Consider the following 7869-nt stretch of genomic DNA (forward strand, 5'->3'; position numbering starts at 1 on the left):
TGGAGTCTGCAGCCATCCCATCGTCTGCCTTTTCATGGATTGCAGCACCTCCGCTCAGCTGTGCATTGCCGAACCATCCCTTTTTATATTGTTCTTTCAACTCCAGGTCCATCACTTTCTCCTTCTCATCCTTCGTGCCGACTCCCGTGAACTCTGCTTCATCCTTTTTCTTGTCAACGACTTTGATTTTCTCAACGACTTTTGCCGGCAGATTTTTTACGGCCATAGCCGGGTCATTGAAGAAGAATGTCTTTCCTCCAATTGTGATTTTGTCCACCTGTTCGCCATTGACCATGACAGTCCCATCTGAACCGACTTCCATACCAGGCATCTTCTTCAGCAGGTCTTCCAGCATTGCGTTTTCACCAACTCTAAACGAAGAAGCATTATATACAAGAGTGTCGCCCTGGACAGTTATTGCATTTCCGATGGCTGTGATGGATGCAGCGTCAATATATTCGGGATTCTCTTCGAGCTCAATTGTTCCCAAATTATTCTGGCTATTAAGGTTGTGGACTTTCTGATACGGTTTGTATCCAATCATCTCCGCATTGACCTGGTACCATCCGGAGATCACATCCTTGATTTCAACTTCTCCTTTTTCATTCGAAATAGCAAAGTTTGTTATGGTCGTGTCGTTCTGAGGTACGAGATAGACAGTTGCATAACTGATAGGCTCTTTTGTCTTGGCATCCTGGAGCGACATCCTGAGGTCAATATTCCTGTTTCTATTGTAGCTGCTGAGGTCAACGACAACCTGTGCGTTTAGAGACACCGCAGAAAACAGAAGGAGCAGAAATGAATACAATAGCTTATGCATATTTTCAAACATATTCGAAGTATGTACAAAATTAATGGGTGGTAAGCATTCCGTAAACCACGTATAGATGGTTTTTAAATGGGAATTTACTCGGAGGTAGCTCTCCAATCATCTACAACATACAAAACTCCATCATATTCAAAGCAGACTTTATCCTTCTTACCTGTGAGATAAAGGAACATCTTCTGTCCGCTCCTGGTATTCTTGAATTTGCCGTAGTTAATCTTGCCGAGACTCATGCCGTTTGTCCTGATCAGGTGAGAGAGAAGCCCTTCTGGGACTTCCGACACCGTGATCTCGTCTGCGGGTATCTTGTTCCCCTTGCCGAGGACGACGCTAAGGTTGATGTTGTTGTCATTGTCAACGGTGATGCCTGAAGGCCAGTAGGTCAACATAAACAGAATGACGCCGGCCAGAATCAGGATAGTTGGAAGGATGGGTATCATAGTCAAATGTTTAATGCTTAATGACTTCATAAGAATGACTTTTGCAAATTGCAATTTGACCGACAGGTGAAAAAGAAAGCGATAATATTAATTATATATTCGGTTTCTCTGATATTACTATTGATGTCATGTCTAATAGGAAGCGATAAAAGAGGATTACCATTGCCTATCATACTTCTGATAGTGGCTGCAACATTAGGTGTAAGGAGACTATTGGAAAAAATAGATAAGCAGTAAATTCCCATTTAGCGAACCAGTAAAAATGTCTGGAATTGAAGATCTAACGGAACATAATTATTGAAGAACGCTCTCAGGGCAAACCCCCGAGAAGTTTTTCATGAGCAGTAAAATTTTAACATAAGCAAACAGCCTTGACACAGTTCAGCTGACGCCCCCGGATATTCTAAAAAATCCGCATTATTTTAATGTTCTAATTACAGGATGAAGAGAAGCGATCATCTTCCTCATGGCATCTGCGACATTGGCAATAATATCTGGCCACTGGTTTTCTGGATTATTCCAACCTCCTTCTATTTCTGTCCTTATCGAGCACACACGATATCCTATCATCTCATCCCAATTTAGACCTGGACCATAAGACGCATCGACTGATTGTTTATGTTCTTTAAGCTTATTGAAAATTGACAAATTCTCTTCATCGCATTCTTTACCCTTATCAATACGTAATTCACACCTTACCTTATCCTTGTTTAGCCAGATTGTCCACTGAAGTCCCCCAACACCAGATCCTGCCGCAATAAAGGTATCCTTGGTCGGAGATATATTCTTGAAAGCGGATAATCCCCTATCCTCTTTGAAGGTATTCAGAAGCGATTCCCAGAAAGAGAATCTCATATGAAAACGTTTAGCCTCCTCTTTCTTTATCTCACCCTTTTCTTTTGCCACATATGAAGGCTTAGACTTTACTGTAAACATAGGCGCCAACGAAGACTCGCCAATACGTATCAAGGTCATTTCTATAAGGTAGAAATCACAACCTGTATCTGTTTGGTTCAGCCAATCACAAGCATCAATGTGTTCCTGTCTTGCTTTCTCAACTATCCAGATGGCAACCTTTGCATCAAAAGCGGTTCTATATGTTATTATCTTACCGAGATGGTCATGGTTACTATCACCAAATTGATTCTCTATAACGACGGGAGCTCCATCTTCGAGTTCACACTGGATATCAACTCGGAAATTCTCTGATGTCTGTTCTGTCTGAGGATTACATAGACGAACCTTAATTTCATCCGATAAATAGTCCAAATTTTCAGCTAACCAAGGGGTAAAATTTTGTGCTTCGTATTTAAAGTGATTCCTCACTGACACCCTAGTGATTTTTTCAATTCTATTTGATTCCATAAACCGCTGATTTGAAAACAAATATAGGAAAAATTTTTAATGTGACTCAGCCTTAAAATTTCGCCAATAACAAGTATAGATTTCGATTCATTTGAAACGTTGAATTTTGACGACATCTTACTCCCTTTTAGAAATAAAACAATAACAAAATCAGTTCTAGCATTTTGTAACTTTATGCCAGTAAGTCATCTAACATTCCCCAAACTTCTCCTCATACATCACCTTAGCTGCTATCAGCCGGTCGACCTGCTCGATCAAGGGTCCTCGGACATACTCGAAGTTGGCAAGTTTGTACAGATTCTTGGTTGCATCAGCGATCTCGTTCTTTGCGAGTAATTGACTTCCGGATTCGATGCTGAATTGGATGCACGAGATTAAAGACGAGACTCTTCTGAGCTTTTGCTCCAGATTCTTAATCCTTTTCATCTCCCTATTCCGATGCCTCTCAGCGGTCTCTTTCTCCGACGGCGGAGTAGTGAGCACGATTCCATGGTCCTGGAAAGCAACCTGTAGATCGTAATACAAGATCTCCACGTTCTCGTAAAGGTGGTCATCTCCACCTAACGTACTCAGCGCAATACGCAGCTTCGTCTTCAGCTTCTTGACTCTCTGCATGAACAGGTCAGTCACCTCGCCGCTCTCCAGCTGTCTGCGCATGCCATCGCACATCACCGTGAACGACCGTTCAAGGAGGTCTTTGCGTTGCTTATATTCCTTTGCTGCAGCAAGGCATGCCAGAACGTCGTCTGGGAAACTGCTGTTGGCAATCTTTTCGTTCAGTTTGATTTCCCATCTCTGCATGCCGGTTTTATCTCTCTGTTTCGCACGATTCTGCTGAAGGCTCATATGGGTGTCGATCGCCACTTCTGCTGGAGATTTGTAATTGCTGAAGAACTCAGGATCGTCATAGTGGGTGACATGCCACCCGAAGCACACATTGCAATAGTAGCTGCGAACAGGCATGTTCTTTCGGGTCTGGTCCATGTCTTCTGTGTTGAAGCGAAGAAAGTCTTGAGCTTTCTTCTCAGATGAAAAAAGAATTTTCTTTCTACCGCATGCTCTGCAGTAATACCGGTTCCTTGTCGGTTTCATGACAGATGTTTTTTGATCATTATATAATCCGCATCATTTTGCCACCGTGGCATCCCTGCTCGGTTGGCGCCTCTCCTGGAGGACTCGCGATGCTTTACGAGTTTCTTGCCTAAAGGTCACTCATCGTAACACTGCAAAGAAACAACTCAATTTTGACAAGTCTTGACACAAATACAAAATAAAGTAAGACTTTTTATGTTTATGTCATAACCTGTCAAAACAGACATGTTTCTTTGTATCGTTATCATTAAGACTTCTGACGAAAACTATTTACAAAGACAACTTTGAAACATCCAGGGAGATCTGGATCTAAACAAAATGATGAATTATGTACAAGAGTTTTGATTTTGACATTCTGGGCAGAAGGGCCGAGATATGTATCTCTGTTGAGAAGACAGGTCGCAGAGGAAACAGATGGAATGATTATTCCTGCGTTGTAAACAGCAAGAAGTTTGAGGAGCTCATGAGAGGACTAAGAACAATTGAGTGTACTTTTACGGCTGCAAGTGCTCCTTTCTTCGTTGACTGGAACGAGTGTGATGAGCACGAAAAGAACGACTGCCTGTTCGTGAAGCCGATCAAATTCCGGATAGAGGATGACCAGAAGAGGCCCGATTCTATTAAGCCGTTGTACTGGTTCTACGATGGTGTCTTCCCTTATGTCGTGAGACTTCCACATAAGGTCCACGTTTGGAGACACAACTCCCATGACTCAATGACGTTCAGAGTGTATGGAGGCAGTATCGACAGAGGAGAGTTGTTCTCCCTTGATGAGAAGGGATTCAGAGTTCCAGACCCCGACGGCAAGATGTGTGAGTGGCGATTCACTCTCCAGTTGGAGTTATTGTAGGGTAAGATGAAACGACGAGGATAATTTGCTATATTTGAAAAATGCTTTGCATGAACAAGATAGTATTCAGTCCATTTTTTGACCAGGCCACATACAGCCGCCCGGAAAGCGACATCGTGTGCAGATACCGTGTCGTCGGAATGAAGGGTCTTCTTTCCGAGCTCGAGCTTCGAGCAGGTATGACCCACTCCGAGGTCTCCCCTTTCAACAGGCTGATCGCATATTACCGCGCAATCAGGAATGTGCTCGAGAAACCTGGCACCCATGATCCTTTCTACGCAAAGTCCTTCGAGAAGGACGACCTTAGCGTAGCTGGAGAGCTTCTCAGGTGGAGGGACGCGCTCGTGATGAGCGGTTGGAACGCATCCGTCTGCAACAAGTCCTTGCCTATGGCTTACAAGTTCAACGACCTTTCTGCGATCGAACCATATTTCGACGTAAAGGGCTCTGCGGACAGGTGGCATGACCTGCTCACAGAAAGCGGCTATCTTTCGGGTACGACGATCGAGGTAAGGGTTCCGCGCGAATCCTTGGACAAGATGGTAGTGGACGTACTCGAGAAGAGCGGAGCTACCCTTTCATTCGCAGATGCGACAGAGACGGCGCGTCTGGAGCTTCAGGCTGGTATCAGCGTTCTCCAAGTAAGGAACCGCGTGGACGCGTATCGCTATGCTGCTGGAATCGAGCCTGAAGATGGTCTTCTTATATCCAATGCCGACAACAAGGCTCTCAACGATGTGTTCCGTGCGCATGACCTTCCGCTGGCAAACGCTGACTATTCAGAAAGCAATCCGCTCACCTTGCAGTTGTTCAAGCTCGGTTTCGGTCTTTTCCGCAAGGATGTTGACATCAGGACTCTGATCAGCTACCTGCAGGTTCCATTCAGTCCGGTTCGCTATGGTCTGAGGAGACAGCTTCTCAAGCATCTTCTCAGCACAGGCGGAATGGGCAAAGGATGGGATGATATCCTCTCTGCGACAGATGAACCGTGTCCGGAGCTGAGGCTCGTGGGGAAATGTGGCGACACGATATCTCGAGAAGATCTTCTTCGGTACGCGGAACACCTTGGCACATGGGCATCAAAATATGCTCTGCATATCAGGGAGACCGGGGAAAACGGCGACATCGCAGAACAGCTCCTGGCACTTGCGCAGATGTCTGACGTCATGGGTGTCGTACTCGGAGAATCCGACGAAGATGTCTCAGTCGAGAGCCTGAAGAAATGGATCGACGGGTTGTACGGATCGTGCAGTTTCAGCGCTGAAAGAGCGCAGGTCGGTTCCCTCGACATCGTGGCTGATCCGAAATCCATAGTCGAAGGTCCGAGGAAACTCGTATGGTTGGACTGCAATGCATCACTCAAGCAGAAATACCCACTCTATTTCCTCTCCAATGCAGAGATTTCATGGCTTCGTTCCAATGGAGTGAACCCTGTTGACGAGGAGGACTTCGCTAAGGCGGCGAGCATCACGATGAGGATTTCCCTCGGACTTGTCACAGAAGAGATAGTCCTTGTCATTTCGCAGAAGGCTTATGGTTCAAGGTGCGACGAGCATCCTGTGGTCACCGAGATCAAGGCCAGGAATATCCCGTATGAGGAAATCACTGACCCGACAATGCCGCGTGGCGAGACGAGAGCGGTGCGTCCGTTGTCAGAGCCCGACGTCGAGATCAATCTCCGAGAAAGCATCGTCGTTCCGGAGAGAGAGAACGGAGAAAGCTACTCGAGCGTGGACACAATGATACAGCGTCCTATCGACTATGTCCTTGACTACATCGTCGGTCTCAAGGAGGCTGATCTCGGGCAGGTCGCAGATCTCGCTATCATCAAGGGAAATGTTGCCCACGCAGTGATCGGAGAATGTGCGAGACGACTTCGCGACGGTCGAATCAAGGAGTTGCATACTTCGGATATCGAAGGGATCATCGACTCTTACTGCCGCGAGATCGGTCAGCTTCTTTACAACGATAAGATGCAGTACGGATCATTCAAGCTCAAGCTGGTCCAGAGCGTCACGACTCTGCTGAAGATGATACTCGAACATAATCTCACCGTCGTCGGAGATGAAGTGCCGCTCGACGTGGTGCTTCCGCCTGTCGGAGGTAAGTCAATCGGACATTTCAATGCGAGAATCGACCTGCTGCTCAAGGACGAGAACGGAGATTTCGTGATCATCGACCTCAAGTGGAGCGAGTCCCGCCGCTACAAGGAGAAAGTCAGCAAGCAGACCGACCTTCAGCTTGTACTCTATGCCGAAGCTCTCACGGCAGCATATCCTGACCGCCGGGTGCTCGGCGCAGCATACTATGTCATTCCTCAGTACAAGCTGGAGACGAACAACGATTATTTCCAGTCATGGGACCGAAAGTCTTGCGACTATAATCCGATTCCGAGTCGCGTTGATGTATACGCTGAGGCTGTGCACTCGTATTGCTTCCGCAAGGGACAGATAGAGCGCGGAGTGTTGGAGAACGGTGAGCTGCAGCCGATGAGCGAGACAGACATGGAATATATAGAAGCGATGGATCGCGAGCAGCTCTATCCTCTCGACGGAGACTGGCTGGACGACGGGATCAAGGCCGAGGCTTATGGTGCTAAGAACTACGTATTAAAGGGCAGGTGCAAATGAGAAACATACATTACATAAACGCCGGAGCCGGTTCCGGAAAGACCTTCACTCTGACTTCCGAGCTGGTCAGGCTCATATCGAACGGTGATTGCAAGCCGTCGGAGGTTATTCTCACCACCTTCACAGAGCTCGCGGCATCCGAGTTCCGCCAGAAGGTGTACGATGCGCTCGTCAAGGCGGATTGCTTTGACAAGGCAGCGGGGCTGGATTCTGCGACGATAGGTACCGTACACTCCGTGGCTCTGAGGTATGTACAGAAATATTGGTACATCCTCGGCCTGGGCAGCCGCATGAATGTGCTCAGCGAGGAGGACAAGAGGGTGTTCATCAGCGAAGCCGTGGCTCGTGCGATCCACGACGAGGACCGCCTTGTATTCAAGAAGTTCAACGAGACCTTCACCAGAAAGGGCTATCGCAACGACGACCCATGGATTGACGTACTGAAGCAGATGATCGAGAAGGCTGATACTTTCGGCATTACTGACCTTCCTTCGAGCAAGCAGTATTCGTTGAATTATGTTTCCGGCTTCTTCACAAGCGATAGAGAGAAGGTGGACAGCACGGTTCTGTTCTCATGGCTCAAGGCGTACCATTCCATTTGCATTGCCGGCGACAAGTACGGCAATCCTTACCAGGATGTGATCGACAAGATCGACAGGCTCGGCG

Annotated in this window: 7 protein-coding genes and 1 riboswitch; of the genes, 3 read left to right on the forward strand and 4 right to left on the reverse strand. The window is 46.9% G+C overall.

Annotated elements, in window-relative coordinates:
- The 4 genes from AC06ND_RS02865 to AC06ND_RS02880 form a co-directional block, all read right to left on the reverse strand.
- Positions 1–820 (reverse strand): carboxypeptidase-like regulatory domain-containing protein (locus AC06ND_RS02865; protein ID WP_475677489.1); only part of this gene is annotated, 820 nt, incomplete at its 3' end.
- An 86-nt stretch (positions 821–906) separates the two neighbouring features.
- Positions 907–1215: a hypothetical protein gene (locus AC06ND_RS02870; RefSeq protein WP_475677490.1), complete on the reverse strand. Its 309-nt coding sequence runs from the start codon at positions 1213–1215 to the stop codon at positions 907–909.
- A 468-nt stretch (positions 1216–1683) separates the two neighbouring features.
- The gene (locus AC06ND_RS02875; protein ID WP_475677491.1) at positions 1684–2631 is read right to left on the reverse strand and encodes a DUF4268 domain-containing protein; all 948 of its coding nucleotides are present in this window, start codon (positions 2629–2631) and stop codon (positions 1684–1686) included.
- A gap of 189 nt (positions 2632–2820) precedes the next feature.
- Positions 2821–3723: a hypothetical protein gene (locus AC06ND_RS02880; RefSeq protein ID WP_475677492.1), complete on the reverse strand. Its 903-nt coding sequence runs from the start codon at positions 3721–3723 to the stop codon at positions 2821–2823.
- Positions 3722–3821, reverse strand: a riboswitch (SAM-I-IV-variant riboswitch). It overlaps the preceding gene by 2 nt.
- Before the next feature lie 230 nt (positions 3822–4051).
- Between AC06ND_RS02880 and AC06ND_RS02885 the strand changes: the two genes are divergently transcribed.
- The 3 genes from AC06ND_RS02885 to AC06ND_RS02895 all read left to right on the forward strand — a co-directional run.
- Complete coding sequence (locus AC06ND_RS02885; RefSeq protein WP_475677493.1) at positions 4052–4573, forward strand: hypothetical protein; 522 nt, start codon at positions 4052–4054, stop codon at positions 4571–4573.
- A 50-nt stretch (positions 4574–4623) separates the two neighbouring features.
- Positions 4624–7203: a PD-(D/E)XK nuclease family protein gene (locus AC06ND_RS02890; RefSeq protein ID WP_475677494.1), complete on the forward strand. Its 2580-nt coding sequence runs from the start codon at positions 4624–4626 to the stop codon at positions 7201–7203.
- The coding region (locus AC06ND_RS02895) for a UvrD-helicase domain-containing protein (RefSeq protein ID WP_475677495.1) at positions 7200–7869 on the forward strand (670 nt) is incomplete at its 3' end. The genes AC06ND_RS02890 and AC06ND_RS02895, both read left to right, overlap by 4 nt.

The organism is Candidatus Cryptobacteroides sp., from assembly GCF_056207615.1.